The sequence below is a fragment of the Micromonospora sp. RL09-050-HVF-A genome (genome assembly GCF_019374995.1).
GTDB lineage: Bacteria > Actinomycetota > Actinomycetes > Mycobacteriales > Micromonosporaceae > Micromonospora > Micromonospora antibiotica.
In genome coordinates this window covers 3057501-3084172 of record NZ_JAGKQP010000002.1, presented here as the reverse complement: position 1 = coordinate 3084172, position 26672 = coordinate 3057501, and the positions used below count along the sequence as shown (strand labels likewise).

The window sequence follows — 26672 nt, the reverse complement described above, 5'->3', positions numbered from 1 at the left end:
TCAGGCCCGCCCGGGGGCGGGGGTGGGCGGCAGCGGGGTGACCGGATGCCACTGCAACGGGCTGGACAGCACCATCGTGCTGGAGGGCTGCCCGTACGGGGCGAGTCGGTCGATGACCGCCTCGAACTGCCCGATCGAACCGGCGGCGACCTTGAGCACGCTGCACGCGTCCCCGGTGATCCGGTGGATCTCCTGGATCTCCGGCCAGTCGACGACCTGCGGGTCGTGCAGGATGCAGCGCGAGCCGTAACAGGACATCCGGATCAGCGCCACCACCGGTCGGCCGGCGCGGGCCAGGTCGACGTGGGCGTGGTAGCCGGTGATCACCCCGGACTCCTCCAGTCGCCGGACCCGCTCGGCGACCGCAGGTGGGGACAGGTGCACCCGCCGGGACAACTCGCTGTACGACAGCCGCGCGTCGGCCTGCAACTCGCGCAGCAGGGCCCAGTCCATCTCGTCCACGCACCGACCTTATCTTCGGCAGGCTGATCCGCCGAAGTGCCTTTCGTTCGTGAAGTAAGAGTCGCTCAGCTCCGTCGAAGCGGCATTCCACCACCCCGGCCCGTCGGGAGATCATGTCGGACAAGGCATCCGGAGGAGGCGAGACGGTGGAACAGACGGACCTGCGGGCGCGCGCCACCACCCCGGCGGTGCGCCCGGTCACCCCGCAGCAGCGCAGCGCCCGGGCCGCCCGCAACGGCGGCGAACCCACCCTGGAGTTCGCCGACCGGGTGCCCTACGACGCGTACGTGCACGCCAGCACCCTGCACACCCTCCAGCAGCCGCTGAGCAGCGACCCGGGGGAGATGTCCTTCCTGATGGTCAGCCAGATCATGGAGCTGTACTTCGGGCTGACCTGCCACGAGCTGCGCCAGGCCCGGGACGACCTGCGGGCCGACCGGGTCTGGCCGGCGCTCGCCCCGCTGCGCCGCGCCGCCCTGCACCTGGAAGGGCTCAACGCCGCCTGGCGCGGACTGCGCTGGATGACCCCGGCCGACTTCAACCGGTTCCGCAACCTGCTCGGTGAGGGCTCCGGTTTCCAGTCCGCGATGTACCGCCAGCTGGAGTTCCTGCTCGGGCTGCGCGAACCGGCGCTGATCCGCCCCTTCCGCCGGCAGACCCAGGTCTACGACGAACTGCACGCCGCGCTGGCCGAGCCGAGCCTCTGGGACGAGGTGGTCGCCCTGCTCGGCCGGCACGGTCACGACCTGCCCGCCGAGCTGCTCGACCGGGACGTCGCCGACGAGCACCTGCCGCATCCCCGGGTCGAGGCGGCCTGGGTGGCGGTCTACGACGACGACGGCCCGGACAACCACCTGCGGCAGCTCGGCGACGCGCTGGCCGACGTGGCCGAGCAGTTCGGCGACTGGCGCTGGAACCACGTCAAGGCCGTGCAGCGCACCATGGGCGCCAAGGTGGGCAGCGGCGGGTCGGCCGGGCTGGCCTGGTTGCAGCGCAGCATGTCCCGGGTGGTCTTCCCCGAACTGTGGTCGGCCCGCACCGCGATGTGACCCCGGCGGCCCGCGCTCGCGGCGGGCCACGGCACCGCGTCCGGTCCACGGGCCGGCCCCGCCGCCGGGCGGGGCGACGGGACCGGCCGGTGTGCGGTCAGGAGTGCGGGCAGGTGTCCCGGTACTCCTGGATCGCGCTGCCCCGGGGCGCCGGGCAGAGGAACTGCTCGTAGCGGGTGTCGTCGTCGACGAACCGCTTCAGCCAGGAGATGCTGTACTTCGCCACGGTGACGTTGGGCGAGGTCGGCGCGGAGTGACCGGCCGCGTTCAACTCCAGGTACGCCTTGTCCAGGCTCGCCGGCAGGCTGGTGTAGAACGGCTCCGAGTGCGAGGCCACCGGGGCGGTCGAGTCGTTCTCCGCGCCGATCACCAGCGTCGGCACCCGTACCGACGACCAGTTCTTGACCGTGTGCCAGCCGGTGAGCGGGATGGCGGCCTGCAACGCGGGCCGGGTGTTCGCCGCCGACAGGCTGCCGCCGCCGCCCATCGAGTGCCCCATCACCGCGAGTCGGGTGCGGTCGATCCGGGTCCGCACCGCGCTGCTGCCGGTCAGGTAGTCCAACGCGGCGAGCAGCTGGGTGCCCCGGGAGGCCGGCTGGTCGTACACGGAGAGGGTGTCGATGGTGATCACCACGAAGCCCTGCGAGGCCAGCCGGGGGCCGAGCCAGGCGACGCTGGACTGGCTGGCGGTATAACCGGGGGAGATCGCCACCGCGCCGAAGGTGCCCTCGGCGGTGCTGGTCGGGTAGTAGATCGTGCCACCCCGGAACCCGCTCACGGCGGACGCCGCGACGGTGCTCTGGGCGATGGCGAACGGGCCCCGGGTGGCCTCGATGCTGGCCGTCGTCGGGGCGGGGCCCCGCTCGTAGGGATTGGCGGCGACCGCTGCGACCGTCCGGCTGTCGACGGGTGCGGCGGTCGCGGCGGGTGCGGCGACCGCGCTGCCGCCGACCAGGGCGAGCGCGAGCAGCGGGCGGGTGACCAGTCGGGGCCAGGGCCGGCGGGACCGGGACCGGGGCCGGGCGGGGTGGGCGTGGAGGGCGGGCACGGGTTGCACGGGGGCTCCCTGCGGGTGGGTGGACCGGAATCGATCGAAAACGTCCGATCGGTACGGGCCATCCTCCGGGTCCCGGCACCGAGACCGGCAATCCCGGCCGGGTCATGTCAGACGGAATATGGGGCGCACGCCACACCCGTGCCGGTCGTGTCGTCCCGGCGCGATCGGGTGCCGAACCGGCAGGATGGGACCGGTTCGACCCGACTCGTCGCCATCGCGGGGCCGCTGGAACACTGGAGTGACAGATGGGATCGGCACCCCGCAGGCTCGCGGGGCGTCGGCTCCGCTAACGTGAATGGCAGCGGAGTCGGGAGCCCGTTGTCACGATCGTCCACCCGACCCGGAAGCTCTGGTCTCTCTTACCGCCTGGGGGCGTTGGGATTGTCTGTCACTGACACGTTGCTGATCTTCGTCGGCATCCCGGCGGCGGTGGTGCTGGTGATCGTCGGGCTGGTCTTCGCCGCCAACCACGGCAGCGCCGGCGGCGCCAAGCGCTACCGGCCGGGCCGACGCTTCGACTTCACGCCGGTCTGGTTCCTGGGCCGCCCGGAGCAGTTGGCCGACTCGGCCGGCACCGCCCTGGCCGCCGGCGCCCAGGCACCGGCGCTGACCAGCCACAAGCAGCAGCAGGCCGGCATCGAGGCGCCGGCCGGTGGAACCGGAGGCGCAAGTGACCGTTGGTGAGCAGGTCGACCAGGCCGGTACGGGCACCCCGCCCGAGGTGCTGGACGGGCCGTTCTCGACCCGGCAACTGCTGCGCATCGACGAGGCGCTGCGCCTGGCCGACCAGGGCAGCGGCCTGGTCTTCTCGGTCTATGTCGGAGGTCTCGACGAGCCGGTCCGGGAGCACGCCGAGCGGCTGCACCGGCAGCTCGCCGAGCCGGACAAGTCGGTGCTGATCGCCGTGTCGCCCAACCAGCGCCAGCTGGAGGTCGTCACCGGCCGGTACGCCCGCAAGCGCATCCCCGACACGTACGTCAAGCTGGCCGCGCTGTCCATGGTGGCGTCCTTCGGCGGCGGTGACCTGGCCGGCGGCATCATCCAGGGCCTCGACCAGCTCGCCAGCCACGCCGGTCGGGCCTGAGCCCGCCCGCAACCCGCTGACCCGTCCGGAGCCCGGCCCGCAGCACGCGGACCGGGCTCCGGCACATCCGGGTGCTCCCGGTAGTCCAGCTTCCGCTGACCGGATCCGGTCCGGTCAGCGGCCTGCTGCGTGGACAGCGCTCAGCGGGGCCAGCCTGAGGGATCGAGTCGCATCGGCCACGGCTCGTCGACCGGCACCGGCTCGTCCGGGCCGACCGTGCCGAGCAGGTTGTAGTGCACCCCCTTGACCAGGGTGTACCGGTAGACGACCGGACCGAAGTCGCCCCGCTCGACCCGCCAGTAGGCGGGAATGCCGGACTCCGCATAGAGCGCGGGTTTGGTCAGCCGGTCGTGGCGGCGGCTGTTGGGCGATTCCACCTCGACGACCAAAGCGACGTCCGCGGGGTCGGCCCACATCCGGTCCCGGGGGGTGCCCGGCCTGAGCACGGTGACGTCCGGGATGAGGTTGCCGGCCGGCACCCGAACCCCGATCTCCCGGATCACCCGCCAGCCGGTGGGCGCGCTCTGCCGCAGCGCCATCCGGATGTCGTCGGCGAGTTCGTGATGGTACGGCCCGGCCGGAGGGGTCACGTGCAGACTCCCGTCGATGATCTCGTAGCGGTTACCGTCCTCGGGCAGGTCGAACAGGTCCTGTTCGCGCCAGTCCCGCCCGGGTGGCCGCCACTCGTACGTCGGCTGTGCCATCACGTCCACCTCCTCGACACACGATAACGGCCGGGGTCGGCGTGGGCTGCCACCCGCGCCGGCCCCGGGCCGGGCCGCCAGAATCAGCCGTTGCGGGCGTCCCGCGCGCGGGCCTTCAACGCCCGGACCACCCCGTCGCGCCCCTCGGCCACCAACCGGCGCAGCGACGCCGGGTGGCCGTCGCCGGCCAGCCACGCGTCGGTGGCCGCCACCGTCTCCTCCTCGACCAGGTACGCCGGGTACGCCAGCTGCACGAACTCCTGCGCCGGCTCGCTGTCGCGCTGCGCCCACACCTGCGCCACCGTGGCGAAGTACCGCTCCCGGTACGGCGCGACCAGCGCGACCTGCGCCGGGTGGGTCAACCCCTGCAACAGCGCCCGGTTACGCCAGTTCGGCAGCGCGTCCGGGCCGGTCAGCAGGGACCACACCGTCGCCTTGTTCGCCTCGGTCGGCACCAGCGCGTGCGCGTACGCGGCCTCCCGCTCACCGGAGGCCGTCCGGTCGCCGGCCAGTTCCGCCTCGATCTCGGCGGTGCCGGCCGCCCCGTTGGCCACCAGCGACTGCAGGATCGTCCAGCGCAGCTCGGTGTCGACGGTCAGACCGGTGGGCACGTCGGTGCCGGTCAGCCAGCCGCGCAGCGTCGCCAGGTCCTCGTCGGCGCGGGCCGCCGAGGCGTACGCGCGGGCCCAGGCGAGCTGGAATCCGCTGCCCGGCTCGGCCGCCGCCAGCGCGTCCTTCGCGGCCCGGGACAGCCCGGCCCAGCCGGTCGGTGCCCACGCCGGGTCGGCGTAGAAGATCAGCGCCGTGCTGGCCTGCCGCAGGGTGGCGGTGACCAGGTTGATGTCGGTCTCGGCGGGCAGCCCGGCCAGCACCAGCGCCACGTAGTCGCGGGCGGACAGCTCGGCGTCGCGGACCATGTCCCAGGCGGCCGTCCAGCACAGCGCCCGGGCCAGCGACGAGTCGAAGCCGGCGATGTGCTGCACCACCGTCGCCATCGACCGCTCGTCGAGGCGCAGCTTGGTGTAGGTCAGGTCGTCGTCGTTGAGCAGCAGCACGTCGGCGGCCGGGCGGCCGTGCAGCACCGACAGGTCGGTCGCCTCGCCGGTGACGTCGACCTCGACCCGTTCCCGGCGGACCAGTCGGCCCTCGGTCAGGTCGTACAGGCCCACCCCGATCCGGTGGGTACGCAGCGTCGGGTGGCCGGCCGGTGCCTCCTGCCGGACCAGCACCCGCTCGTAGCCGCCGTCGGCGTCGATGGTCACCTCGGGGCGCAGGGTGTTGACCTGGGCGGTCTCCAGCCACTGGGCGGCGAACTTGCGCAGCTCCCGGCCGGAGGCCGTCTCCAGCTCCGACAGCAGGTCGTCGAAGGTGGCGTTGCCCCAGGCGTGCTTGGCGAAGTAGGCCCGCAGCCCGGCCAGGAACGGCTCCTCACCGACGTACGCCACGAGCTGCTTGAGCACGCTGGCGCCCTTGGCGTACGTGATGCCGTCGAAGTTGACCTCGACGGCCTCCAGGTCGGGCATCTCGCAGTAGACCGGGTGGGTGGAGGAGAGCTGGTCCTGCCGGTAACCCCAGTTCTTGCGGATCGACAGGAAGGTCGTCCACGCCTCGGAGAACCGGGTGGCGTGGGTGTTGCACCAGTGGCTGGCCCACTCGGCGAACGACTCGTTGAGCCACAGGTCGTTCCACCAGCGCATGGTGACCAGGTCACCGAACCACATGTGGGCCAGCTCGTGCAGGATCGTGTTGGCCCGCTGCTCGTACTCGAAGTCGGTGACCTGCGAGCGGAACAGGTAGTGCGACTCGGCGTGGGTGACGCAGCCGAAGTTCTCCATCGCGCCGGCGTTGAAGTCGGGCACCCAGAGCTGGTCGTACTTGGGCAGCGGGTAGCGCACCCCGAACTGCTCGTGGAAGAAGTCGAAGCCCTGCTTGGTGATCAGGAACAGGTCGTCGGCCTCCAGGTGGGGAGCCATCGACGCCCGGCAGAAGACCCCCAGGTCGATGCCGTCGTGGCTGTCGCGCACCTCGTGGTACGGCCCGGCGCAGAGCGCGGTGACATAGGTGCTCATCCGCGCCGAGGTGGTGAAGTGGACGGTCTTGAGCCCCTCGCCGGCCGGTTCCTCCCGCTCGACGGGCATGTTGGACACCACCCGCCAGTGCGCCGGGACGGTGGCGTGCCAGGTGTAGACGCTCTTCAGGTCGGGCTGGTCGAAGCAGGCGAAGACCTTCTGCGCGTCGGCCGTCTCGAACTGGCTGTAGAGGTAGGTCTCGCCGTCGACCGGGTCGACCGTGCGGTGCAGGCCCTGCCCGCTGTTGGAGTAGCCGAAGTCGGCCTCCACCACGAGCACGTTCTCGGCGGCCAGCCCGGTCAGCGCCAGGCCCTTCTCGGCCGACCAGCCGGCGAGGTCCACCGGTTCGCCGTTGAGCGTGGCCGCGTGCACCGCCTCGGCGGCGGTCTCGATGAAGGTGCCGGCGCCGGGTTCGGCGCAGCGGAACCTGACCTCGGTCACCGACCGGAAGGTGCGGCCCTCGGCCTGCACCGCGGTGGACAGGTCGAGGTTGATGTCGTACCCGGTGACCTCCAGCAGGCGGGCCCGCTCGGTGGCCTCGACCTGGGTCAGGTTGCGCACTCCTGGCACTTTCGTCTCCATCCCACTCTCGCCGCCTTCCGGCTGCGCCAGCCCCTGCCGGCCGCTCGTGGCGGCGACCCGAGCCGAGTCTTCCATGCACCGACCCTGCGGTGGTCGACGTCACGCTCTCATTCCGCTACCGATCGATGCCGTTCGGGGTGAGGATCGAATCAGCCGCGTCGGGTCCGCCGACGTGCCTGATGTCACGAAGGGACTCCACCGTGACCGAACGTGTCGCCGTCGACATGTGGTTCGACCCGCTGTGCCCGTGGGCCTGGATCACCTCCCGTTGGCTCCTGGAGGTCGAGCAGGTCCGGGAGGTGGACATCAGCTACCACGTGATGAGCCTGTCCGTGCTCAACGAGGGCCGGGAACTGCCCGAGCAGTACCAGGAGATGATGAAGCTGGGTTGGGGGCCGGTGCGGGTCTGCATCGCCGTGGAGCAGGCGCACGGCGGCGCGACGCTGGCGAAGCTCTACACCGCGATGGGCACCCGGATCCACCTCGGCAAGGAGTCGCTCGGCCGGGAGATGATCACCGCGGCGCTCGCCGACGTCGGGCTGGACCCGTCGTTCGCCGACGCCGCCGACTCCACCGAGTACGACGAGGCGCTGCGGGCCAGCCACGAGGCCGGGATGCGGCCGGTCGGCACCGATGTCGGCACCCCCGTGGTGCACGCCCCCGGCCCGGACGGCGAGAAGATCGCCTTCTTCGGCCCGGTCATCACCCCGTCGCCGAAGGGGGAGGCCGCCGGTCGGCTCTGGGACGGCGTACTGCTGGTCGCCGGCACCCCCGGCTTCTACGAGCTGAAGCGGTCCCGCGAGCTGGGCCCGATCTTCGACTGATCCCCACCCCGGTCGGGGCCCGGTCCGGTCGGGCCGGGCCCCGACCGGGGGACGGTTCATCTGGTGGACCCGGCGCGGGGTCGGCGTCGCCTGGACCGTCGTCGCCGGTAGCGTCAACCCCCATGACGGTCGTACATCCGATCGCCCGGGCCTGGATCACCACTGGCGGCACCGGCGCGCAGAACTACGACGAGTTCGCCGACGACGCGGAGATCACCGCGATCATCGAGGCGAACCCGCACAGTGCCCTCGGCATCGAGATGCCCCACCGGGCGCCGGAGAGCCTGGGGAAGTCCTTCCTCGACGCGCTCGGCGACGCGGTGGCCCGGCTCACCGAGGCCAAGGACGACGGCAGCTACACCCCGGCCGAGCAGGTGGTGGTCCTCTACCGGATCAGCGCGCCGGGGGAGGAGTCGGCGTACGGGCTGTTCGCCATGGTCGACACCGACCAGATCTCCACCAGCGCCGACGAGCCCGGCCTGGTGATCCGCAACGAGGACGTGTTCATCGCCAAGGTGCGGGAGCGGGTCGCCCTGGCCGAGGCGCTGGGGCACCTGCTGTCCCCCGTACTCCTACTCCAGACCGGGCGCGGTGACGAGCTGCACGCCGCGCTCGCGGCGGCCACCGACCAGGCCGGGGTGCCGGCCGCCACCGACACCGACCAGGCCGGCCGCACGCACGCCATCTGGCTGGTCGGCCCCGGCCCGGAGCAGGACGCGCTGACCGCGCTGGCCGGCGGCGGCGAGCTGGTGGTCGCCGACGGCAACCACCGCAGCCTGGCCGCGCAGACCGGCGGCTTCCCGCGCTTCCTCGCGGTGGTCACCACCCCGGCGTCGGTCGCCATCCAGCCCTACAACCGGCTGGTCAGCGAGCTGCCCTGCACCCCCGACGAGCTGCTCGACCGGCTCCGCGCCGCCGGGGCGCAGCTCGCCCCGGTCGACGGCCCGGTCGAGGTCCCGGCGGCCGGCGGCACCGTGCACCTCCGCCTCGCCGGCCAGGGGTACGCGGTGACCCTGCCGCACGACGCGGACGCCGCCCGGCTGGAGAACCTCGACCACGCCCTGGTGGAGCGGCTGCTGCTGCGCGACGCCCTCGGCCTCGACCCGGGCGACAAGCGGATCACCTACGTCGGCGGCGACTACCCGGCGAGCTGGCTCACCGGCGAGGTCGACGCCGGCCGGGCGGAGCTCGCCGTCCTGATCGCCCCGGTGACCGTGGACGACTTCGTCGCGGTGAACCTGGCCCGGGAGAAGATGCCCCGCAAGAGCACCTGGTTCACCCCGAAGGCACGCGGCGGCCTGGTCGTCGCCGAGCTGCCCCGCTGATCCCGGCCCGCTGCTGATCGCGGCCCCGGCGGTGGTCGCCGTCCCGGCGTACCCCCGCTCCCGGTTGTGACGAATTCGCCCCGGCACGCCGCCCCCACGGCGGGCCGGGGCGCGGCCCTGACAGACTGCCCGGTATGCGCGTCTACCTGGGATCCGATCACGCCGGTTTCGAGTTGAAGGTGCACCTGGCCAATCATCTGGCCAAGCAGGGCTACGAGCTGGTCGACGTCGGCCCGCACGCCTTCGACCCCGACGACGACTACCCGACCTTCTGCCTGCACACCGGCGACCGGGTGGTGGCCGACCCGGGCAGCCTGGGTGTGGTCATCGGCGGCTCCGGCAACGGCGAGCAGATCGCCGCCAACAAGGTCGCCGGCATCCGGGCGGCGCTGGCCTGGAGCGTCGAGACCGCCCAGCTCGGCCGGCAGCACAACGACGCCAACGTGGTGGCCGTCGGCGCCCGCCAGCACACCCTGGACGAGGCCGCCGCCATCGTCGAGGCGTTCCTCACCACCCCGTTCTCGGGCAACGAGCGGCACGCCCGGCGGATCGCCCAGGTGGCCGAGTACGAGCGCACCCACGAGCTGCCCGAGCTGCCCGCCCCCGCCGAGCTGCCCTGACCCCGCCTCGTCCTGACCTCTCGACCGGGTCGGCCGCCGGCCGGCCCGGTCACCGGCCCGAGCGGGGCAACTCCTCCCGGGGCACCCAGTTCCGCCGGATGATCACCAGTCGTTCCTCGGCCTCGGCCAGATCCTGCTCGGTGGGGCGGGCGGCGTCCCGGGCCCGCAGCGCGGAACCCACCCCGACCTGGGACGAGCCGGAACCGACCAGCCCGCGCAGCCCCCGCTCGCTGTCCTCCGCCCCCGGGCCACCGCGCCGGGGCCGGGGGCCGGTGTCCCGTCGTGCACCGGTGCCGTCGCCGCCGTCGGAAGCTCACCGCCACCGTCCGTCGCCTCCGGCTGGTGCCGTAACCGGCGTCGCCGCCGCTCCGCATCCGCCATCTCCCGACCGTACCGTCCGGCAGGCCCCCGGGCCGGGCCGGTCGAGGCAGTTTGTCCGCTCGCTACCCTCGGAGGTGGTGGACCGGTCGACGGCCGGCACCGGTCATGGGGAGGAAACGAGATGGCAGACCAGACACAGCCGTGGGCGGAGCGGACCGTCGAGGTGCCACCCCAGCCCGGTGTCGGGGTCCCGCCGCAGCGGGAGCCGTTCCGTCGGGGCGTCGCCTCGGTGGGGCAGTCCCGGGCTCCGCGTACCGAGCCGTTCCCGGTGGTCGAGCACGACACGTCCGGCTGGTCCGAGCCGGCGACGCCGCGCCGGCCGATGAGCTGGCACGTGGAGCAGTTGCGCCGGGGCGGCGAGTGGAGCGCGGCCGGCGCGTTGTTCGCGTTCGTCTGCTGGGGGATCTGGGCCATCTCCGGTCGGGGCGAACTGGGCACCCCGCTGCTCACCTTCCTGCTCAGCCTGCTGGTGGCGGCCGGCCTGTTCGCGCTCTCCCGGCTGCTCGGCCGGGTGGTCCTGGAACGCCAACTGGGCCGGGTACGCCGCAGCGCGCGCGGCGCGCACCTGGTGACCGCGGTGTTCCTGGCCGGGGTCGGCATCGCCTACCTCCAGCAGACCCAGTGGGTGATGGACGCCTGGAACTTTCTCACCGGCAACTGAGTCGGCCGCCTGGCCGGGCCGGACGGCACCGCCACCCACCCGGGCCGGACGGCACCGCCTTCCACCCGGGCCGGCCCGGACGGCACTGCGGGCGGGCCGGGTGTGACCCGGTCCGCCCGCGTCCGGTCGCGGGGACGCCCCGCGACACCGGTCGACACTCCTCCAGGCCGGGGGCTGTCTTACCCCGCCGCGACGGCTTCATCCCCGTCCGGCCGGGTGACCCCCGGCGGCGGGACCACGATCGTATGACCTCATCGAGATGTTGAGCTGTGTCAATTTATCGCCCTAGGCTCCCGCCATCGAACCGGCGCCCCACCAAGCGCGCCGCCGAGGGTTGGAGGCCCAGTGAACCGTTGGCGCAGTCTCATCGGCCGGATGGCCGCCACACTGGTGGCGGTCACCGCCGGATCGCTCGTCCTGACCGCCCCGGCCACCGCCGCGCCGACCCCCGACGCGGCCCCGTCCGTCGTCGGCGGCACCCGGGCGGCGCAGGGCGAGTTCCCGTTCATGGTCCGGCTCTCCATGGGCTGCGGCGGGGCGCTCTACAGCCCCCGGCTGGTGCTCACCGCCGCCCACTGCGTGAACCGCACCGGAACGAACACCAGCATCACCGCGACCCTCGGCGCGGTCGACCTCCAGTCGAGCAGCCGGATCCAGGTCAAGTCGAACTACGTATACCGGGCCCCCGGCTACAACGGCACCGGTAAGGACTGGGCGCTCATCCGGCTCGCCACCCCGGTCACCTCACAGGCCACCCTGCCGATCGCCACCACCACCGCGTACGACAGCGGCACCTTCACCATCGCCGGTTGGGGTGCGGCCCGCGAGGGCGGTGCGCAGCAGCGTTACCTGCTCAAGGCGACGGTGCCCTTCGTCAGCGACGCCAGCTGCTCCGCCTCCTACCCCGGTGAGCTGGTCGCCGCCGAGGAGATCTGCGCCGGCTACGCCAGTGGCGGCACCGACACCTGCCAGGGCGACTCCGGTGGCCCGATGTTCCGCCGCGACGCCGCGAACGCCTGGATCCAGGTGGGCATCGTCAGCTGGGGCGACGGCTGCGCCCGGCCCAACGCCCCCGGCGTCTACACCCAGGTGAGCACGTTCGCCGCGTCGATCGCCTCGGCAGCCGCCAGCCTCGGCGGCTGACCCGCCGGCCCGCAACCGGGACCACCCGCACCACGCACCACCGCGCCACCGACCGCCCTGCCGGGCCGTCGGTGGCGCGGTCACGTCCGACCCGTCGGGGGCCCACGTGCGGGGGCGCTGCCGGCTCGGCCGTCCCGGCGCTGCCGGCTCAGCCGTCCCCGTGCCGGGGTGTGGCCGGCTCAGCCGTCCCCGGCGAACCGGTACAGCACGAAGTCCCGTTCCGCCCCGCAGACGATCACCGAGGTGTTCCACGCACACGACTCGCTGCGGACGCCCTGAAGCTGCCCCATCTCGGTCAGGTCGCCGGCCTTGGACACCCCGGCGAGGCTGCGGTCGTCCTCGACACTGCTCGGCGTCTCGGCGAAGAGCAGCAGGTTGCCGGCGTCGACCCGGGCCGCCGTGCCCTGGCGGTCGGTCAGCACCGCCTTCCCGGCCGGGTCGTACAGGCTCACCGTGGTCTTCGGCGACTGCCGCCGGACGAGCAGGTGCCCACCCACCGGCACCAGGTCCGCGCCGCCCGGCGTCGCCCAGCGCCGGCTGCCCTTGCCCTCGGTGGCGGCGACCACCTCGGTCCGCTCGGCGTCACCCTCCGGCACCTCCAACAGGCAGGCCCGGTGCTCGCCGCAGGCCACCAGCCCGGTGACCCGCCGCTGCTGACCCGCGCTGTAGAGCACCGTCGGCTCGGCGAAGCTGCCCAGGTCGTAGCCGAGCAGCTTGTATCCCTGGTCCTCCTCCACGACGTAGAACCGGTCGCCGTACGCGACCATCCGGTCGCTGACGTCGGCCACCCCGTCGCGGCGACGCAGCACCTCGCCACTGTCCATGTCGAGCACCCGGACCGAGCGGTCGGCACCCACCTGCACCAGCCGGTCGGTGTCACCGAGCCAGGGGGCGCGGGAGACGCCGTCGAACCCGGCGGGGCCGACCTCGGCCTGCTCGGTGCCGACCGGCAGCACCGTGCTGCGGGTGTCGCCGTACTCGCTGCGCGGGTTGTCCTGTGCCCAGCCCTGCCGTCCGTCGCGCAGCCGCAGCCCGACCAGGCGGCTGCCGGTGCGGTCCACCCACACCAGGGTCTCCCGGGTGACGTGCACCGCGTCGTCCCCGTGTACGGGCAGCCGCCACCGTTCCCCGCCGTCGCCGGCGTCGAGCACCACCACGTCGCGGGGGGTGCTGTCGCCGGCCGCGTCGGCGACGGCCAGCACCGCGCCCGGCACCGCCCGCAGACCGGCCCACCGCTGGCTGCCCGCCGAGATCGTGCTCCGCCACGCCTGCTTGCCGGTGCCGGCGTCGACCGCCACCACCGTCAGCCGGTCGTCGGACAGCTGGTAGGCCAGGTAGGCGCGGTCGTCGAGGACGGTGGTGAACATCGCCGTCGGCCGGTCCCCGTCGGCAGCGGGCCGGGCCACCTGGGTGAGGGTGTGGAACTCCAGCGCCGGATAGCGGTCCCGGGTGAACCAGAGCGCCGCCGCGCCGAGCACGCCGAGCAGCGCCAGGCCCGCACCGAGCCCGATCCACAGCCGGCGACGCCCGCGCCGCACCGGCGTCGGGGGCCGGCACCGGTCCCCGGTGGTGGCACCGCCCCCGGTGGTACGCCCGGCCAGCCCGCCGGATACCCGGCCTGGGCGGGCGCGCTGCCCGGTACGGTCCCGTGCGGCGGCATCCCGCCCAGGGTCGGCACCGGCGTTCCGCCTGATCCGGCCACTGGTGTCCCACCGAGCGGGGTACCCGCCCCGGCCACCAGCGTCGCGCCGGGTCCCGCCGGCAGGGTGGGGCCTGGCCCTGGCAGGAGGGTGTGGCTCGTGCCGCCGGCCGCCGCTACGCCTGCCGGCAGGTTGGCGGCCGTGCCGGCAGGTTGGCCGTCATCCGACCCGACCGGGGCGGACACGGCGTCGGGTGCCCACGGCGCGGCGTCGTGCGTCGCAGCGGGCGGGGCGGGCGGGGCCTGCACCGGGGCGGGCGACGGCGGTGCCGGGGCGGGCCCGGCTGCGCCGGCCGGCCCGGGACGTCGGCCCGGCCGGGGCAGCGGCAGGTCGGTGAGCGCCCCCTCGGCCACCGGCAGCTCGGGCTGCTCCAGCACGGTCGGCGCGACCCCCAGCTCGCCGTGCAGCAGCCGGGCCACCAGCGGCACCCGGGACGAGCCGCCGACGAGGAACAACCCGGCGAGCCGGTCCGGGGTGAGGCCCGCCTCGGCGACCACCTCCCGGGTCCGGGCGACCGCCCGGATCAGCAGGGGAGTGGCGAGTTGCTCCAGCTCCGCCCGGGTGAGCGGGACGGCGGTTTCCAGGCCGGGCACCGCGACCGGTGCCACCGCGACCCGGGACAGCATCTCCTTCGCCCCCCGGACGTTGTCCCAGAGCTGCTGCCGGTCCCGCCACTGCCCGGTCGTCTCCGGCCGGGTCAGCCGGGCCCACAGCGCCGCCTGCGCGTCGCCGAGCCGCTCACCGAGCCGTCCGAGCAGGGCCGCGTCCAGGTCCAGTCCGCCGAGGTCGGCCATCCCGCCGGTGGCGATCACCGTGAAACCCGAGTCGCCCCAGGGGTCGGCGCCCTCGTTGCGGACCACCGCCACGTCCAGCGTGCCGCCGCCGAAGTCGAACACGGCGACCGCCTCGCCCACCGGCACCGGTCGGCGCAGCACCTCGGTGTAGTAGCGGGCCGCCGCGACCGGTTCCCGCAGCAGCCGGGTGCCGACCGGCACCGGACCGGACATGGTGTGCTCGGCGGCCGACGGCCAACCGGCCAGGGCCAGCGCGTCGTGCAGCACCTGCCGTCGGGGGGCCTCCCAGGCGGCGGGGTAGGTGAGTACCGCCGGCGGCAGGAACCCCACCGTCGCCACCGCCTGCTCGGCGACCGCCCACAGGGTCGCGGCGAGCAGCTCCGCCGGGGCGTACGACCGGTCGCCGAGGAGGACCGTCGGGTCGTCCACCCGACGCTTCGGGTTCGGCTCGTAGCGCGTCGGGTCCGCCTGGGCCAGCCGTTGGGCGTCCCGGCCGACGTGCAGCCGGCCGTCGGTGTCGGCGTACACCCCGGAGGGGAGGATCGGGTGACCGTCGACGAGCAGCGGTCGGGTCCGCCCGTCCGGCCAGCGCAACACGGCCACCGTGTTGGAGGTGCCCAGGTCGATCCCGAGGGCGTATCCGTCCTGCTGGCCTGCCATCCGTCGCTACCTCCACCGGGCGAGGGGATGCCCGGTCCCGCATGGTACGCAGCCCGTGCCGCCCCGCCGTCGGCCGTGCTCACTGCCGTCGTGACCCCGGGGCCGGACCACCGGGTCCGCTCAGCCCCGACGGCCGGGTTCGCGGGGCGGGATCGCGTCGGCGTAGGAGCCGGCCGGCCCCGAGTAGCGCACCCCGTCGCGGTACGGCGTGGCGTTCGCGGTGCACCCGTGCAGGCCCAGCGTCTGCTGCTGCATCACCGGCGCAGGTCGGCCCCGCCCCGGGCACCGCTCGTGGCCGTGGCCCAGCCGGTGCCCGACCTCGTGGTTGACCATGTACCGCCGGTAGACGGCCAGGCTCGCGCCGTAGCCCGGCACCCCCTTCATCCAGCGGGCCACGTTGATCACCACCCGGTTGCCGTTGCGGCACGAGGTGTAGCCGTCCGCCGCGTCCCCGCACAGCTCGTCGCGGGTGCCCGGGGTGGCCAGGTGGACGGTGAAGTCGGCCGGGCCGCCGGGGCCGACCCGCCACAGCCGCAGCGTCCCGCCCGTGGTCCACCCCTGCGGGGCGGTCAACGTCGCGCCGACCTCGGCCGCGAACTGCGCCACCGGCAGCCCTCGGATGTCGCCTTCCACGGCGACCCGGTACCGCAGCAGCCGCCCGGTTCCCGCCGGGGCCGCCGGCTCACCGGCCGCCACCTGCCAGCGGTTGGTCCCGTCCGCCGGATAACTGACCGGTGCGGGTGCCGCTCCGCCAGGTCCGCCCGCCCCGCCAGGTCTGTCCGTCCCACCCGCCGGGCCGGAGTCACCCGGCCCGATCGGCCCGCCCGCCCGGCCGGAGTCACCGGGCCGGTCGGACATCCCGGCGGGGACGGCCGGGGACGCCGGCCCCGCCGGGGGACGCTCTGCCGCCGGCATCCCGCAGCCGGTCAGCCAGGCCGCCATCAGCAGCGCCGTCACCGACCGTCCGCGTGGGCCGGTGCCGGTGCGGGGGCTAACCTTCGTCGCCATGCTGCCTCCTCCGCCCACCGCCGGGCAGCGTCGGGCAGCGGGAAGGACGGGCGGTCCGCCGGAACAGTTGATCCCGACGGGACTCAACCTTTCGGTGCCCCCGCCCGTCCTGTCCGGCGTGGCAGATGGGAAGAGCGGGCATGGCCCGGGGTGACGCCGAGTTCGTCGAGTTCGCCCGGTCCGCCTCCGGGCGGCTCAGACACGCCGCGTTCCTGATGACCGGCAACCACCACCAGGCCGAGGACGCCGCGCAGACCGCCCTGGTCCGCACGTACGCGTCCTGGTCCCGGATCCGCGAGGAGGACGCCTACGGGTACGCCCGCACGGTGCTGGTCAACCACCTCGTCGACGGGTGGCGGCGGCCGATCCGGGAGTACCCCACCGACGACCTGCCCGAGCAGCGGCGCGGCGACGTCGCCGACGACGTGGCCACCCGCCGTTGGCTGCTCGACATCCTCGGCGCGCTCAGCCCTCGCGAGCGGGCCATCGTCGTGCTCCGCTACTACTTCGACCTACCGGAGGCACAGGTGGCCCGCGAACTGGGCGTATCGCTCGGCACGGTGAAGAGCACCGGTTCCCGGGCGTTGCAGAAGCTGCGCGCCACCGGGACCCCGGCGACCCAGGGGACCGGCCGATGACCGAGCCTGAGCAGTTGCGCCGGGCGATGCGGGCGACCGAACGGCCGTACCCCGAGGACCTCGACCTGACCGTGATCATGCGCGACGGCCGGCGGTTGCGTCGCCGCCGCCGGCTCGCCGGGGCAGGCGCGACGGCGCTGGTCACCGTGCTGGTGGCCGGCGGTGTGGGGCTCGGCGTGCGGTGGACCCGGCCGCCGGCACCGGACCGCCCACCCGCCGCCGCGACCGCCACCACCCTCCCTGCCCCCACCCTCTCCGCCCCCACCGTGGGACCCCCGGTCACGTCGCCGCCCTACCCGGGCCTGACCCGGGGGGAGCAACGCCAGCAGCCCGTCGGCGACGTGGTGGACACCGGCATCCGGTACGGCTCCGGCGAGCGGGTGCTCTATGTCGTCGCGGTCGACCTGCCGGAGGCACCCGGGGTGACGATCGGGTTGATGGCCGGTCGCCGCACTTCGGCCGGCGAGCTGATCGACGACATCGTCGTCAACGACGTGCGGGGCAGCGACCGGAGGCCGGGCTTCCACGAGATCGGCTACGACGACGCGACCCCCTCGGATGTCCGCCCGGTGGTGCCCACCTTCGGCTACTTCGTCGGGCCGGCAACCCGGATCGTCGGCACCGCCGCCGGGCGGCAGGTCGACGCCCGGCTGGTCCGCTGGAGCACGGACCCGGACCTGGTGATCTTCTGGTTCGACCCGGCCGATCTGACGCCCGGCGTACGTCTCGACGGCATCGTCGCCCGCGACGCGGCCGGCCGGCGGCTCTGACCCCGTCGGCTTGTATCGTCCCCGGCGTGACGCGCCCCGACTGGTCAGACGTCCGTGGACGACTCGCGCTGCTGGCCGCAGCCCCCGGTGCCGGCGCGGTGTTCGGTGCCGCCGACCACGGGTGGCAGCTCGAACTGCCGTTGACCACCGAGGAGCTGGCGCAGGCCGAGGCGCAGTTCCAGGTCGAGCTGCCCGCCGAGTACCGGTCGTTCCTGCTGGAGGCGGGACGGGGTGGAGCCGGGCCGGCCTACGGACTCTTCCCGATGCGACGGCTCGACGGCCGGTGGCAGTGGGAGGGCGACGGCGCCGACCTCACCACCCCGGAGGCGCTCGGGCGTCCCTTCGCCCACGTCGCGGCGTTCAACCCGGCCGACGGCCTGCCCGCCCACCCGGACGAGGACGACTACGACTCGCAGGAGGCGTTCACCGCCGCGCAGGACGCCTACGAGGAGCAGTACGAGAGGCTCGTCTTCACGCCCGAGCACTCGATGGGCCTGCTGTACCTGTGCCATCTCGGCTGCGCGCTGCGGGAGGCGCTCGTGGTCAGCGGCCCCGCACGGGGTCGGATGTGGGCGGACGACATCGCCGAGGGTGGTGGTTTCCGGCCCCTGCACGACGACGACGGCACGCCGCTCGGCTTCGCCCGCTGGTACCGGCGCTGGCTGGCGGCAGCCGAGGCCCAGGTCGCAACCGGGTCCGCCCCGGCGTAGCCGCCCCGGGCCGGCTCGGCTGCGCGCCGGTACGCCGGCCCACGGTGGCGGGCGCGCTGCCGACCGGCACCCGCACGGCGGTCCAACCTAGCCGTCCCGGTCGACCGTGAACGGGCGGTACCCCGGTGGCACCTCGCTGACCTGCAGGTCGGAGAAGACCAGGGTGAGCACGTGGGCGTTGGTCTCAATCAGCACCTCGTGGAAGTCGAGCCCGGTCGCCTCGGCCCAGCTCCGCGCGGTGGCCGACTCCGCCTGGACCCGGGCCCCCGGATAGAGCGCGTGCCACTTCACCCCCCACACGTACCCGTCCAGGTCGACGCCTGTCTCGTGGTCGATCAGGCGATCGTCCAGGGACGCCCGCCAGGTGACCGGCGGGACCGAGGTCCGGCAGTGCGCCTCGACGCAGTACCGGAACAGGTAGCGCAGGTAGGTCGGCGCGATCTCGGTGCGGGGATCCGCGGTCACGTGGACGATGGCCTCGTAGTCCCGCATGTAGTCGGTGAACCCGTGGTAGACCAGCGCGTGGTCGAACACGTCGTCGAGGGCACGGCCGAGGGTCTCGAGGTCCACGGCGCTGTTCTACCCCATCGTCGACGTGTCCACGTTCACCGCACCGCACCGCGCCGACCGGAGGGTGCGGCGGGCCGGAGAGTGCGGCGGGCCGGACGGCGTCACCTGCGAGGACCGCCGTCGGTGAGAAGCTGGACGCGATCGACCGGCTCGGATGACGCGCCGGGTCGTCAGCGGGTAAATCGCTGTGAGGGGACGCGCCCGGCCTCGTACCGTGAGGCGGATGGGGCATCGACAGGATCGGATTCGACGCGAACTCGGATCGTTCATGAGGGCGTACGGCCGGGTGGCGGCCAGCAACTGCAGCGATCCCAATGACCGCAATTACAGCCACAAGTTCGAAGCTGAGATCAAGCGGATGAAACCGGAAGACCTCGATCGCCTGCTGCGCGACGAAGACGATGGCGGCGCGGACGACTGACTGTCGAACCCGGATCCACCGAGCGTGGCGGACCTGCGCCGCGCTGGCGCGGCACCTTGATGGCGGTACGACGGAGCCGCAGGCGGATGAGTCGTAGCGTGAGGTGACCGGTCGGGGTGACGAGGTCCGCGACCTGATCACCGAGGTCTCGGCCGCAATCCCGGCGACCCCGCCCGAACTGGCTCGTGACCCCGGGAGCCGATGCTAGTCACCTACTAGGGAGAAGTAGCCGACCCAGGTGCCGCGATCAGGCGGTTCACCTGGTCCTTTGGGTGGAGCGGGCGACGGGAATCGAACCCGCACCGTCAGTTTGGAAGACTGAAGCTCTACCATTGAGCTACGCCCGCATCGCGCCCCGTACACCAGGACGCGCCCACACCTTACCCGCTCCCTCCACCCCCCGCGCACCGGCATTCCCTCCCCGCCTCGACCCCGGTGATCAAGAGGTTTGCGTCACCTGCGGCGATCAACTTGGCGCAAACCTCTTGATCACCGGGGCGGGTGGCCTTTCGGGGGTGCGCCGGAGGTGGGGTGGGGGAGGGGGTGGTGGGGACGCCCCGGCATTCCCGGCGGGGCGGGACGGCTTACACTTCTTTTGCCACGGGGTGTGGCGCAGCTTGGTAGCGCACTCGCTTTGGGAGCGAGGGGCCGTGGGTTCAAATCCCGCCACCCCGACTGCGTGCGCATCCGGGGCACCTCCCGGGGGCGACGCCGATTCCGTGCGGTATGCCGGGCGCTGCCGGAGCAGCGTCCCGGCTCGCCTACACTCGATGCGCGCAATCACGCCCAGACCCACCACTGAGATCCGTCAAGGAGTACGCCTGTGAAGAGCACCGTCGAGACTCTGAGCCCGACGCGCGTGCGGCTCGCCATCGAGGTGCCGTTCGTCGAGCTCGAGCCGAGCCTCAAGAAGGCGTACCGGGAGATCGGCCAGCAGGTCCAGGTTCCCGGCTTCCGTCGGGGCAAGATCCCCGCCGCCGTGATCGACCAGCGGGTGGGCCGGGGCACCGTGCTCAACGAGGCGGTGCAGGAGGCCATCCCGCAGAACATCCTCGCCGCGGTCCGCGAGCACGACCTCAAGACGCTCGGTCGTCCCGAGGTGGAGATCACCGAGTTCAACGACGGCGATTCGCTCAACTTCACCGCCGAGGTCGACGTGCGGCCCGAGTTGACCCTGCCGGACCCGGCCACCGTCGAGGTGACCGTCGACGAGCTGCAGATCGACGAGAGCGAGATCGACGAGCAGGTCAAGAACCTGCGCGAGCGGTTCGCCACGCTCAAGACCGTCGAGCGGGCCGCCGCCGAGGGCGACTACGTGCAGATCGACCTGAACGCGACGGTCGACGGCGAGGACGTGCCCGGCGGTTCGGCGAGCAACATCTCGCACGAGGTCGGCAGCAAGCAGCTCCTGCCGGGGCTGGACGAGGCCCTGGTCGGTCTCGCCGCCGGCGACGACACCACCTTCACCACCCAGCTGGTGGGCGGCGACTTCGCCGGCCGCGACGCCGAGGTGGCGGTGACCGTCCGTACGGTCAAGGAGAAGGAGCTGCCGGAGCTGGACGACGACTTCGCCCAGATGGCCAGCGAGTTCGACACCATCGACGAGCTGCGTGCCGACCTGCGGGAGAAGGTCAGCCGGGGCAAGCGGGTCGAGCAGATCTACGCCGCCCGGGACAAGGCCCTGGAGCAGCTGGTCGCCGCCGCCGAGGTGCCGGCGCCGGAGGGCATCGTCCGCGAGGAGGTCGAGAGCCGCAAGCAGGCGATGGTCGACCAGCTGGAGCGGATCGGCGCCTCGATGGAGGAGTACCTCGCCGCCGAGGAGAAGACCGAGGAGCAGATCGACGCCGAGCTGGCCGAGGCGGCGACCGAGGGTGTCAAGATCCAGCTGCTGCTGGACACCCTGGCCGACGCCGAGGACACCCAGGTCTCCGACGACGAGTTCGGCCACGAGATCGTCCACCGGGCGCAGCGCGCCGGGATGGCCCCGCAGCAGTACTACGACCAGCTGGTCCGCTCCGGCGCTGCCGCCGCCGTCTTCGGTGACGTGCGGCGCGGCAAGGCGCTCGCCTCCGTGATGGAGAAGATCAAGATCAAGGACACCGCCGGCAACGAGGTCACCCTCGATGCGCTGCGGGCCGAGAGCGAGCAGGCGCACGACCACGACCACGAGCACTGATCCGACCCGGTCGGCCGCCGTCCGCCCGTTGCGGCGAACGGCGGCCGAACCACTTCTGCGGGTACGTCCCGAGCCAGCTGCGCTGAGAGCGAACAGTGCCGCGACCGGGAGTCGATCACCCGGTGGAGCGGTTAATGTCGGGTACGACGGTACGGAGAGCGAAGGGCTGCCATGACCGACATGCACATCCCAGCGAAGCCGCTCCGGGCGATCGAAGCCCGAGGTGGCGACACCATTGGCAACCTCGACGACTCGGTCTACAACCGGTTGCTCAAGGAGCGCATCATCTTCCTCGGCAGTGAGGTGAACGACCAGGTCGCCAACCGCATCTGCGCCCAGCTGCTGCTGCTCGCGGCGGAGGACCCGGACCGCGACATCTTCCTCTGGATCAACTCGCCGGGTGGCTCGGTCTACTCCGGCATGGCGATCTACGACACCATGCAGTACATCGACAACGACGTGTCGACCGTGGCGATGGGTATGGCCGCCTCGATGGGTCAGCTGCTGCTCTGCGCGGGCACCAAGGGCAAGCGGTACGCCCTGCCGCACGCGCGGATCATGATGCACCAGCCGTCCGGTGGCCTCGGCGGCACCGCGTCGGACATCGCGATCCAGGCCGAGCAGATGCTCTACACCAAGCGGATGTTCCAGGAGCGGGTCGCGCACCACACCGGCCAGAGCCAGGCGCAGATCGAGGCCGACTCGGACCGGGACCGCTGGTTCACCGCCCAGGAGGCCATGGACTACGGCTTCATCGACAAGGTGATCATCGGGGCCACGCAGGTTCCGGATGGCGCCGGGACCCTGAGCTGAGGAGCTGACGATGACCGATCTGAGCCTGCCGCCCCAGTTCGCGGCCGTGCACAACCGTTACGTCCTGCCGTCGTTCGTCGAGCGCACCTCGTACGGGGTCAAGGAGTCCAACCCGTACAACAAGCTCTTCGAGGACCGGATCATCTTCCTCGGCGTCCAGGTCGACGACGCGTCGGCCAACGACGTGATGGCGCAGCTGCTGACGCTCGAGGGCACCGACCCGGACCGCGACATCATCATGTACATCAACTCGCCCGGTGGTTCGTTCACCGCCATGACGGCGATCTACGACACCATGCAGTACGTCCGGCCGGACATCTCCACGGTCTGCCTGGGTCAGGCGGCCAGCGCGGCGGCGGTGCTGTTGTCGGCGGGCACCCCCGGTAAGCGGATGGCGCTGCCCAACTCGCGGATCATCATCCACCAGCCGGCCACCGAGGGCGGCTACGGGCAGGGCTCGGACATCGAGATCCAGGCCCGGGAGATCCTGCGGATGCGTACCCAGCTGGAGGACATGCTCTCCCGGCACTGCAACCGGCCGATCGAGCAGGTTCGCAAGGACATCGACCGTGACAAGATCATGACGGCCGAGGAGTCCAAGGAGTACGGGCTGGTCGACACGATCCTGACCAGCCGCAAGAAGGGTCTGCTGGCCTCCAACGCGGCCCGCTGAGCACTGCCGATCGGAGGTCGGTCGGGGCGAGGAGTTCCCGACCGGCCTCTGACACACCCGTTTTGGGGGTCGGAGAAACCACCGCCAGCGGGTAACGTCGGGTCCGTACGGCGTGGCCGGGTCGGACCGGCGGAACGGATTTCACCACGGACGGGTGCCCCGGCGCCCGCGGTTCAGGGCCGGGTTCCGGTCGACGAGTGCAGGGAGAACGTAGGTGGCACGGATCGGTGACGGCGGCGACCTACTGAAGTGCTCGTTCTGCGGCAAGTCGCAGAAGCAGGTCAAGAAGCTCATCGCGGGGCCAGGTGTCTACATCTGCGACGAGTGCATCGACCTCTGCAACGAGATCATCGAAGAGGAGCTGGCCGAGTCCGGCGAGGTGAAGTGGGAAGAGCTTCCCAAGCCGATGGAGATCTGCCAGTTCCTCGACAACTACGTCGTCGGCCAGGACCAGGCCAAGAAGGCGCTCGCGGTCGCGGTCTACAACCACTACAAGCGGATCCAGGCCGAGGCGGCCAACGCGCCGGGCTCCGGCAACGACGCGGTCGAGCTGGCCAAGTCCAACATCCTGCTGCTCGGCCCCACCGGCTGCGGTAAGACACACCTCGCGCAGACCCTGGCCCGGATGCTGAACGTCCCCTTCGCGATCGCGGACGCCACGGCGCTGACCGAGGCGGGCTACGTCGGCGAGGACGTGGAGAACATCCTGCTCAAGCTGATCCAGGCCGCCGACTACGACATCAAGCGCGCCGAGACCGGCATCATCTACATCGACGAGGTCGACAAGATCGCCCGTAAGTCGGAGAACCCGTCGATCACCCGGGACGTCTCCGGCGAAGGGGTGCAGCAGGCGCTGCTCAAGATGCTTGAGGGCACGGTGTCCAACGTGCCGCCGCAGGGCGGACGCAAGCACCCCCACCAGGAGTTCATCCAGATCGACACCACCAACGTGTTGTTCATCTGCGGTGGTGCCTTCGCCGGCCTCGACCAGATCATCGAGTCCCGCACCGGTTCCGGCGGCACCGGCTTCGGCGCCCGGCTCCGGTCGGTCTCGGAGCGCTCCACCGACGACATCTTCAGCCAGGTGATGCCGGAGGACATGCTCAAGTTCGGGCTGATCCCCGAGTTCATCGGCCGACTGCCGGTGATCACCAACGTCCGCAGCCTGGACCGCTCCGCCCTGGTGCGCATCCTCACCGAGCCGCGTAACGCCCTCGTGCGGCAATACCAGCGGCTCTTCGAGCTGGACGGCGTCGAGCTGGAGTTCGAGCCGCCGGCGTTGGAAGCGATCGCCGACCAGGCCATGCTCCGGGGCACCGGTGCCCGGGGTCTGCGCGCCATCATGGAAGAGGTCCTCCTCTCCGTGATGTACGAGGTGCCGAGCAACCCCGACGCCGCCCGGGTGCTGATCACCCGCGAGGCCGTCCTGGAGAACGTCAACCCGACCATCGTCCCGCGCGAGTTCACCGGCCGCCGGGCCCGCCGCGACCGCGAGGAGAAGTCGGCCTGACCGACCCCTCCCCGAACACCGTCGGAAGCACGGCCGCTGTCCCGGGCCGTGCTTCTGCGCGTGACGGGTCCGGGTCTGCCCCCGGTTTTCGCCACCCGCCCCGGCCTGCTGGCTATCGTCGCCGGCACGGGCATGTCGCCGCTGTTGCCCCGCCGGGCAACGGCGGGGCAACAGCCGCCGAACTGCTGAGCGGCGTCGCTGACGGGCTGTAGCCGGTCACCACCGGCCGGGGACGCCCCACGTGGTGCCCGGGGGAGCCACGGCGTGTGCCGTCCGCCCACCGCCGTGCTGTGGGCGTTCACGGGGGACCGGGAGCGGTCTTCGCCGGTGTGGTGGGTCGCAGCGCCGGCCCGCTGTCCGGGTCTGCCGTGCGCGTCCGCTGTCCGCCGCAGGCTGTCCGCTGTCCCGGGTCGCCGTCCGCCCGTACCCTGGCATCATGCGCGTCGCCGTCTGCCAGCTCAACGCCCGCGACGACCGGGCGGCCAACCTGGCCGCCGCCGAGGCCCTGCTGGTCAGGGCCGCGGCGGCCGGTGCCGACCTGGCGGTCCTTCCCGAGTACGTCGACTATCTCGGCCGGTCCGACGGGATGCCGGCGGCGGAGGGGGCCGACGGCGCGGTGGGGACCTTCTTCGCCGAGGTAGCCGGCCGGCTGGGGATCTGGCTGGTCGCCGGTTCCTTCCACGAGGTCGGGCCGGACCCGGCGCACACCTGGAACACCTCGCTGGTCTTCGACCGGTCCGGCAGGCTGGCCGCCAGCTACCGAAAGATCCATCTGTACGACGTGGAGATCCCCGGCCGGGTGTCCTACCGGGAATCCGCCACGGTGGCGCCGGGACACGAGCCGGTGGTGGTCGACGTGGAAGGGCTGCGGGTGGGCCTGTCCATCTGTTATGACCTGCGTTTCCCGGAGCTCTACCGGCGGCTCGCCGTCGAGGGGGGCGCGCATCTGCTGGTCGTTCCGGCGGCGTTCATGATGCACACCGGGCGGGACCACTGGGAGGTCCTGCTGCGGGCCCGGGCGATCGAGAACCAGTGTTTCGTGGCCGCGGCCGGGCAGACCGGCGACCACGAGCCGGGTCGGACCTGTTTCGGGCGCAGCATGGTGATCGACCCGTGGGGCACGGTCCTCGGCCAGGTGCCGGACGGGCCGGGCCTGACCGTCGTCGACCTGGACCTCGATCGGCTGCGCACGATCCGGGCCGAGCTGCCCAGCCTGGCGAACCGTCGTCTCTGACCGACCTCGACGCCCCGGCGATGCCGCCCTGCGCCTGCTGGCATCTGGACCGGTCGCCGACCGACCTGGTCGCCGAGCACCGGCCTGTTCTGGCCCTGTTGGTCCGGCGGTGCCTCGCTGCGGTGCGGCTGCCGGTTCACGATCCGCCGGGTCCGGGGCGGGGTGCGTGTCGGGTCAGCTCAGCAGTACCCCGGCGATGGCCAGGCCGATGATCGCGGCGGCCGTCACCAGCAACGCCGTTCCCATCCTGGACGGTCCCCGCTGGGCGAGTCGAACGACCGACAGTACGACGACGACGAGAACGACCGCCGCGATCACCAGCTGCCAGAAGGGCAGGAGAAGCCCGAGCAGCGCGTCGTCGGCGAGGGTGACCGTGGGGGATCGGGACGCCTCATCCATGGCAGCCACTCTGGCACGGATCGGCCATCCCGTCGTCGGTTCCGGTGCGCGGTGCCGCAGCGAACTCGGCGCATCCCAGCGCGCCCGGCACGTCGTACCGCCCCGCAGCGGGCCGGCTGCCGCCGGGAGGGGGGTCAGCCGGTCGACCGGGTGCCGGCCGCTCGGATGGTACGACCGCCGAGCACGAAAAGTGACGATCATTGATTTGCCTTCCGGTGGACAGCCGCGTAACTTTCTCTCTGCACGCGGCAGGCCGGACAAACCGGCTGAAAGCAAGCACCAGGATCGTGGCGGAGACGCCGAGCGATGCTGAGGATCGGGCAGTGCGAGAGGCCCCGCAGGTTGGGGTTGCGAACGCGAAGCTGACCGGGTAGAGTGCTGAAGCCGGCAGGGAGCCGGGCGGGCGCCGCGAAAGCGGATGCCAGCCGGTCTGCCGATTCCCACGACAGCAACGACCGCCGGAAACGGCGTGCGTCGGCGTGGAAATGGTTTGAGTCGAGCTGGCTGATCGCGAAAGCGAATTTGACAGCGAAATTCAGCCCTAGTAAGTTAAGCGAGTTGCCCCGGACGGTTCGCCGCGATAAGCGGTGACCGAATGGTGTGTGGTTGTTCTTTGAGAACTCAACAGGGTGCTT

The 26672-nt window shown here is 72.4% G+C and carries 26 protein-coding genes, 2 tRNA genes and 1 pseudogene; 18 read left to right on the top strand and 11 right to left on the bottom strand.

Going from position 1 to position 26672, the window contains the following annotated elements; all coding sequences use genetic code 11:
- Positions 1-462 (bottom strand): Lrp/AsnC family transcriptional regulator, encoded by a 462-nt coding sequence (locus tag J7462_RS13265; RefSeq protein ID WP_208570459.1) that lies wholly within the window; start codon positions 460-462, stop codon positions 1-3.
- Positions 463-608: 146 nt separating this feature from the next.
- Here J7462_RS13265 and J7462_RS13260 point away from each other — a divergent pair, with 146 nt between their 5' ends.
- The gene (locus J7462_RS13260) at positions 609-1511 is read left to right on the top strand and encodes a tryptophan 2,3-dioxygenase (protein ID WP_219464344.1); all 903 of its coding nucleotides are present in this window, start codon (positions 609-611) and stop codon (positions 1509-1511) included.
- 97 nt (positions 1512-1608) lie between these two features.
- On the opposite strand, the gene J7462_RS13255 is transcribed toward J7462_RS13260, so the two are convergent.
- The gene (locus tag J7462_RS13255) at positions 1609-2496 is read right to left on the bottom strand and encodes an alpha/beta hydrolase (RefSeq protein ID WP_374197578.1); all 888 of its coding nucleotides are present in this window, start codon (positions 2494-2496) and stop codon (positions 1609-1611) included.
- A 471-nt stretch (positions 2497-2967) separates the two neighbouring features.
- Between J7462_RS13255 and J7462_RS13250 the strand changes: the two genes are divergently transcribed.
- On the top strand, positions 2968-3252 hold the full coding sequence (locus J7462_RS13250) for a hypothetical protein (RefSeq protein ID WP_208570488.1): 285 nt from the start codon (positions 2968-2970) through the stop codon (positions 3250-3252).
- Entirely contained in the window at positions 3239-3652 is a 414-nt protein-coding gene (locus J7462_RS13245) for a DUF5130 family protein (protein WP_219464342.1), read from the top strand. Before J7462_RS13250 ends, J7462_RS13245 begins: the two co-directional genes overlap by 14 nt.
- Positions 3653-3792: 140 nt before the next feature.
- Here the strand turns inward: J7462_RS13245 and J7462_RS13240 are convergent, their stop codons facing one another.
- Together J7462_RS13240 and pepN are read right to left on the bottom strand one after the other, a co-directional pair.
- Entirely contained in the window at positions 3793-4356 is a 564-nt protein-coding gene (locus J7462_RS13240; RefSeq protein ID WP_219464340.1) for a Uma2 family endonuclease, read from the bottom strand.
- A gap of 83 nt (positions 4357-4439) precedes the next feature.
- Entirely contained in the window at positions 4440-6986 is a 2547-nt protein-coding gene (gene pepN, locus J7462_RS13235; protein ID WP_219470299.1) for an aminopeptidase N, read from the bottom strand.
- Positions 6987-7207: 221 nt separating this feature from the next.
- On the opposite strand from pepN, the gene J7462_RS13230 reads away from it, so the two are divergent.
- From J7462_RS13230 to J7462_RS13220, 3 genes are all read left to right on the top strand, one after another.
- Positions 7208-7831: a DsbA family protein gene (locus tag J7462_RS13230; RefSeq protein WP_208570462.1), complete on the top strand. Its 624-nt coding sequence runs from the start codon at positions 7208-7210 to the stop codon at positions 7829-7831.
- Positions 7832-7953: 122 nt separating this feature from the next.
- Positions 7954-9156, top strand: coding sequence for a DUF1015 family protein (locus tag J7462_RS13225; RefSeq protein ID WP_219464339.1), 1203 nt, complete (start codon positions 7954-7956; stop codon positions 9154-9156).
- Positions 9157-9290: 134 nt separating this feature from the next.
- Positions 9291-9776: a ribose-5-phosphate isomerase gene (locus J7462_RS13220; protein WP_208570464.1), complete on the top strand. Its 486-nt coding sequence runs from the start codon at positions 9291-9293 to the stop codon at positions 9774-9776.
- A gap of 49 nt (positions 9777-9825) precedes the next feature.
- On the opposite strand, the pseudogene J7462_RS33285 reads toward J7462_RS13220, so the two are convergent.
- A pseudogene (locus J7462_RS33285) lies at positions 9826-10157 on the bottom strand (hypothetical protein).
- Between the two features lie 121 nt (positions 10158-10278).
- Between J7462_RS33285 and J7462_RS13210 the strand changes: the two are divergent.
- Together J7462_RS13210 and J7462_RS13205 are read left to right on the top strand one after the other, a co-directional pair.
- A complete protein-coding gene (locus tag J7462_RS13210) occupies positions 10279-10818 on the top strand; it encodes a hypothetical protein (protein ID WP_219464338.1) in 540 nt (179 codons plus the stop codon).
- 345 nt (positions 10819-11163) lie between these two features.
- Positions 11164-11961 carry a trypsin-like serine protease gene (locus J7462_RS13205; RefSeq protein WP_219464337.1) on the top strand — a complete coding sequence of 266 codons (798 nt, stop codon included), beginning with the start codon at positions 11164-11166 and terminating at the stop codon, positions 11959-11961.
- 179 nt (positions 11962-12140) lie between these two features.
- Here J7462_RS13205 and J7462_RS32210 read toward each other — a convergent pair whose 3' ends face one another.
- From J7462_RS32210 to J7462_RS13195, 3 genes are all read right to left on the bottom strand, one after another.
- Entirely contained in the window at positions 12141-13367 is a 1227-nt protein-coding gene (locus tag J7462_RS32210) for a PQQ-binding-like beta-propeller repeat protein (RefSeq protein ID WP_308290887.1), read from the bottom strand.
- Complete coding sequence (locus tag J7462_RS32205; protein WP_255597705.1) at positions 13265-15115, bottom strand: Hsp70 family protein; 1851 nt, start codon at positions 15113-15115, stop codon at positions 13265-13267. Before J7462_RS32205 ends, J7462_RS32210 begins: the two co-directional genes overlap by 103 nt.
- A 120-nt stretch (positions 15116-15235) precedes the next feature.
- The gene (locus J7462_RS13195; RefSeq protein WP_255597704.1) at positions 15236-16123 is read right to left on the bottom strand and encodes a DUF3152 domain-containing protein; all 888 of its coding nucleotides are present in this window, start codon (positions 16121-16123) and stop codon (positions 15236-15238) included.
- A gap of 140 nt (positions 16124-16263) precedes the next feature.
- Here J7462_RS13195 and J7462_RS13190 point away from each other — a divergent pair, with 140 nt between their 5' ends.
- The 3 genes from J7462_RS13190 to J7462_RS13180 are packed head-to-tail and all read left to right on the top strand — an operon-like array spanning position 16264 to position 18241.
- Positions 16264-16761: a SigE family RNA polymerase sigma factor gene (locus J7462_RS13190; protein WP_219464336.1), complete on the top strand. Its 498-nt coding sequence runs from the start codon at positions 16264-16266 to the stop codon at positions 16759-16761.
- Entirely contained in the window at positions 16758-17531 is a 774-nt protein-coding gene (locus J7462_RS13185; protein WP_219464335.1) for a hypothetical protein, read from the top strand. The genes J7462_RS13190 and J7462_RS13185 overlap by 4 nt, the downstream gene beginning before the upstream one ends.
- A gap of 26 nt (positions 17532-17557) precedes the next feature.
- Positions 17558-18241: an SMI1/KNR4 family protein gene (locus J7462_RS13180; protein WP_219464333.1), complete on the top strand. Its 684-nt coding sequence runs from the start codon at positions 17558-17560 to the stop codon at positions 18239-18241.
- A gap of 87 nt (positions 18242-18328) precedes the next feature.
- On the opposite strand, the gene J7462_RS13175 is transcribed toward J7462_RS13180, so the two are convergent.
- On the bottom strand, positions 18329-18811 hold the full coding sequence (locus J7462_RS13175; RefSeq protein WP_219464332.1) for a hypothetical protein: 483 nt from the start codon (positions 18809-18811) through the stop codon (positions 18329-18331).
- Between the two features lie 223 nt (positions 18812-19034).
- Here J7462_RS13175 and J7462_RS13170 point away from each other — a divergent pair, with 223 nt between their 5' ends.
- Positions 19035-19232 (top strand): hypothetical protein, encoded by a 198-nt coding sequence (locus tag J7462_RS13170; RefSeq protein ID WP_219464330.1) that lies wholly within the window; start codon positions 19035-19037, stop codon positions 19230-19232.
- A gap of 273 nt (positions 19233-19505) precedes the next feature.
- On the opposite strand, the gene J7462_RS13165 is transcribed toward J7462_RS13170, so the two are convergent.
- Positions 19506-19579, bottom strand: a tRNA-Gly gene (locus J7462_RS13165).
- 254 nt (positions 19580-19833) lie between these two features.
- On the opposite strand from J7462_RS13165, the gene J7462_RS13160 reads away from it, so the two are divergent.
- The 6 genes from J7462_RS13160 to J7462_RS13135 all read left to right on the top strand — a co-directional run bounded on the left by J7462_RS13160 (position 19834) and on the right by J7462_RS13135 (position 25638).
- A tRNA-Pro gene (locus tag J7462_RS13160) sits at positions 19834-19907 on the top strand.
- Between the two features lie 148 nt (positions 19908-20055).
- On the top strand, positions 20056-21408 hold the full coding sequence (gene tig, locus J7462_RS13155; protein WP_208570475.1) for a trigger factor: 1353 nt from the start codon (positions 20056-20058) through the stop codon (positions 21406-21408).
- Between the two features lie 171 nt (positions 21409-21579).
- Positions 21580-22221 (top strand): ATP-dependent Clp protease proteolytic subunit, encoded by a 642-nt coding sequence (locus J7462_RS13150; protein ID WP_067310650.1) that lies wholly within the window; start codon positions 21580-21582, stop codon positions 22219-22221.
- A gap of 10 nt (positions 22222-22231) precedes the next feature.
- Complete coding sequence (locus J7462_RS13145; RefSeq protein WP_091250718.1) at positions 22232-22894, top strand: ATP-dependent Clp protease proteolytic subunit; 663 nt, start codon at positions 22232-22234, stop codon at positions 22892-22894.
- A 214-nt stretch (positions 22895-23108) separates the two neighbouring features.
- On the top strand, positions 23109-24404 hold the full coding sequence (clpX, locus tag J7462_RS13140; RefSeq protein WP_067310644.1) for an ATP-dependent Clp protease ATP-binding subunit ClpX: 1296 nt from the start codon (positions 23109-23111) through the stop codon (positions 24402-24404).
- A gap of 436 nt (positions 24405-24840) precedes the next feature.
- Positions 24841-25638 (top strand): carbon-nitrogen hydrolase family protein, encoded by a 798-nt coding sequence (locus tag J7462_RS13135; RefSeq protein WP_208570476.1) that lies wholly within the window; start codon positions 24841-24843, stop codon positions 25636-25638.
- Between the two features lie 174 nt (positions 25639-25812).
- On the opposite strand, the gene J7462_RS13130 is transcribed toward J7462_RS13135, so the two are convergent.
- Positions 25813-26037, bottom strand: a complete 225-nt coding sequence (locus J7462_RS13130) for a hypothetical protein (protein ID WP_208570477.1) — start codon at positions 26035-26037, stop codon at positions 25813-25815.
- Positions 26038-26672: the final 635 nt, after the last annotated feature.

Excerpts from the sequence above, each read along its gene's own strand:
- J7462_RS32205 (WP_255597705.1), bottom strand. The coding sequence starts at position 15,115 with ATGGCAGGCCAGCAGGACGGATACGCCCTCGGGATCGACCTGGGCACC.
- J7462_RS13170 (WP_219464330.1), top strand. The coding sequence starts at position 19,035 with ATGGGGCATCGACAGGATCGGATTCGACGCGAACTCGGATCGTTCATG.
- J7462_RS13240 (WP_219464340.1), bottom strand. The coding sequence starts at position 4,356 with ATGGCACAGCCGACGTACGAGTGGCGGCCACCCGGGCGGGACTGGCGC.
- J7462_RS13225 (WP_219464339.1), top strand. The coding sequence starts at position 7,954 with ATGACGGTCGTACATCCGATCGCCCGGGCCTGGATCACCACTGGCGGC.
- J7462_RS13190 (WP_219464336.1), top strand. The coding sequence starts at position 16,264 with ATGGCCCGGGGTGACGCCGAGTTCGTCGAGTTCGCCCGGTCCGCCTCC.
- J7462_RS13185 (WP_219464335.1), top strand. The coding sequence starts at position 16,758 with ATGACCGAGCCTGAGCAGTTGCGCCGGGCGATGCGGGCGACCGAACGG.
- J7462_RS13195 (WP_255597704.1), bottom strand. The coding sequence starts at position 16,123 with ATGGCGACGAAGGTTAGCCCCCGCACCGGCACCGGCCCACGCGGACGG.
- J7462_RS13210 (WP_219464338.1), top strand. The coding sequence starts at position 10,279 with ATGGCAGACCAGACACAGCCGTGGGCGGAGCGGACCGTCGAGGTGCCA.
- J7462_RS13150 (WP_067310650.1), top strand. The coding sequence starts at position 21,580 with ATGACCGACATGCACATCCCAGCGAAGCCGCTCCGGGCGATCGAAGCC.
- J7462_RS13220 (WP_208570464.1), top strand. The coding sequence starts at position 9,291 with ATGCGCGTCTACCTGGGATCCGATCACGCCGGTTTCGAGTTGAAGGTG.
- J7462_RS13135 (WP_208570476.1), top strand. The coding sequence starts at position 24,841 with ATGCGCGTCGCCGTCTGCCAGCTCAACGCCCGCGACGACCGGGCGGCC.
- J7462_RS13130 (WP_208570477.1), bottom strand. The coding sequence starts at position 26,037 with ATGGATGAGGCGTCCCGATCCCCCACGGTCACCCTCGCCGACGACGCG.
- J7462_RS13145 (WP_091250718.1), top strand. The coding sequence starts at position 22,232 with ATGACCGATCTGAGCCTGCCGCCCCAGTTCGCGGCCGTGCACAACCGT.